This window comes from Mycobacterium interjectum (genome assembly GCF_900078675.2).
GTDB classification, from domain to species: Bacteria; Actinomycetota; Actinomycetes; order Mycobacteriales; family Mycobacteriaceae; genus Mycobacterium; species Mycobacterium interjectum.
The window spans coordinates 4635639-4637663 of sequence record NZ_LT546237.1 but is presented as its reverse complement, the minus strand read 5'-3'; the positions used below and the strand labels follow the sequence as shown (position 1 = coordinate 4637663).

General features: G+C 69.8%; 2 protein-coding genes and 2 pseudogenes. 1 reads left to right on the top strand and 3 read right to left on the bottom strand.

The window, feature by feature from the left end:
- From BN4348_RS56955 to BN4348_RS56945, 3 genes and pseudogenes are all read right to left on the bottom strand, one after another.
- Positions 1-314: pseudogene (locus BN4348_RS56955) on the bottom strand (chloride channel protein); the annotation flags it as partial.
- Between the two features lie 67 nt (positions 315-381).
- The gene (locus tag BN4348_RS56950; protein WP_066917437.1) at positions 382-999 is read right to left on the bottom strand and encodes a TetR/AcrR family transcriptional regulator; all 618 of its coding nucleotides are present in this window, start codon (positions 997-999) and stop codon (positions 382-384) included.
- A gap of 66 nt (positions 1000-1065) precedes the next feature.
- Positions 1066-1479 (bottom strand): annotated as a pseudogene (locus BN4348_RS56945) (glycoside hydrolase family 3 N-terminal domain-containing protein); the annotation flags it as partial.
- Between BN4348_RS56945 and BN4348_RS56940 the strand changes: the two are divergent.
- Positions 1446-2025, top strand: a 580-nt coding sequence (locus BN4348_RS56940) for an alpha-(1->3)-arabinofuranosyltransferase domain-containing protein (protein ID WP_142308831.1), incomplete at its 3' end; no start/stop codon positions are given. The pseudogene BN4348_RS56945 and the gene BN4348_RS56940 sit on opposite strands and share 34 nt — an antisense overlap.

Here is a 2025-nt window from a genome sequence, read left to right as displayed (position 1 = left end):
CTCCACGCCAGCCGCGGGATCCGCTCCCGGCGGGCGATGGTCTGCGCGAGCGGCGGCACCTCGGCGCTGCGGCGCAGGATCCACCAGCCGAATCCCGCCAGCGCGCCACCGATCATTGGTCCCACGACGCGGCGGACCGGGCTGCTGCCCGCGATCCCGGCGAGCAACGTGCCGAAACTGTAGTGGTACGTGGCGTGCTCGACGAAGCGCAGCACCGCTGTCGTCGCCAACCCGGCGGCCCCGGCCAGCAGGCCGACGATCAGCACCGCGCAAAAGAAGTCGAGGTTGCGGCGGGACGCCCGCTTCCCGACGATGCGGACCGCGACGCGGTCCGAGGAGGGCGGCAATCGAGCCGAGGAGGCCACCTCACGAATGTAGGGGCTAGCCGGCCGCGGCGGCTTCCCGGTCCTCCGGCGTGCCCCGCAGGCCGTGCCAAAACAGGTCGATCATCAGCTCGGCCGCCTCGTCGACGCCGATGTCACCGGTGGACAGCCGGTTGGCCATCGCCTCGCCCGCGCCCACCAGCGCCACCGCCATCATCTGGTATTCGGCGTCCGACCGCGGGGTGCGGCTGCCGGCCCGCATCAGCTCGGCGACCAGTTCGATGATCTGCTCGCGTCCCTCGCGCACGGTGTGCGCAAACGCCTGCGAGCTGATGGCTTGGCTGTACATCACGATCCAGGACGCGCGGTTGGAGTCGATGTAGCGCATGAACGACCCGATAGCGTTGCCCAGCAAATCCTTTGGGCTTTGCGCGAAGTTGATGTCGGCGCGCACCGCATCGACGAACCGCCCCAGTTCGCGATCCAGGCAGGCGCCGAACAGGTCCTCCTTGGAGCCGTAGTACAGGTACAGCATCGGCTTGGAGATCTCCGCCTCGGCGGCGATGGCGTCCATCGAGGTCTCGTGGTAGCCGTTGACCGAGAACATCTGCACGGCGGCGTCGAGCATCTGCTGTTCGCGGACGGCACGGGGTAACCGCTTGGTACCACCCGCCATCATGCTGCCCTTTCACGCTCTTCGGGCCCTGCCTATCTGGCTACAGGGTAACGAGGATGCTTCGCGTTAGTGGCCGCATGTTCGATTGGCGCCCTTCATCGTCGCCACCCGCACCACCGAGTCGTTGACCGCCGGCATCGGCAGCTCGCCCGAATCGACCGCCTTTTGCAGGTGGTCAAGCACCGCGGGCACCTCGTCGGTGGTGACCCACAGCGCGACGTCGGTGCCGGCCTGCAGGGTGCGCAGCACCGCCTCCGGTACGCCGTAGCGATCGGAGATCGCGGCCATGCTGGACACGTCGTCGCTGAACACCGGCCCGTTGAAGGGCGGGGCGCGGTAGCCGGTGCCGGTGCGCAGCAGCTGGACGGCGGCGCGGCTCAGGCTGGCCGGCTCGCTGCCGGTCAGCCCGGGCACCTGCAGGTGACCCACCATCACGGCGACCGGCGTTGCCGTCACCAGCGTGCGGTACGGCACCAGGTCGACGTTTTGNCAAGCTCGACCTCACCGCCAACCCGCTGCGCTTCCTGGCCCGCGCGACGAACCTGTGGAACAGCGAACTGCCCTTCGGCCAGTCACAGAATCAGGCCTACGGCTACCTGTTTCCGCACGGCACCTTCTTTCTGGTAGGCCATCTGCTGGGGGTGCCGGGGTGGATGACCCAGCGGCTGTGGTGGGCGTTGCTGCTCACCGTCGGGTTCTGGGGGCTGCTGCGGGTGGCCGAGACGCTGGGGATCGGCAGCCCGACGTCGCGGGTGCTCGGCGCGGCGGCGTTCGCGCTGGCACCGCGGGTGCTGACCACGCTCGGGTCGATCTCGTCGGAGACCCTGCCGATAATGCTGGCGCCGTGGGTGTTGTTGCCGACGATCCTGGCGCTGCGGGCTTCGACGGACAGATCCACCCGGGCCCTGGCCGCGCAGGCCGGGCTGGCCGTCGCGCTGATGGGCGCGGTCAACGCCATCGCCACGCTCGCCGGGTGCCTGCCCGCGGTGGTCTGGTGGGCGGGCCACCGGCGGGACCGGGTGGGGG

What these genes read in the sequence shown, in the direction of transcription:
- BN4348_RS56950 (WP_066917437.1), bottom strand. Translation starts at nt 999, where the DNA reads ATGGCGGGTGGTACCAAGCGGTTACCCCGTGCCGTCCGCGAACAGCAG.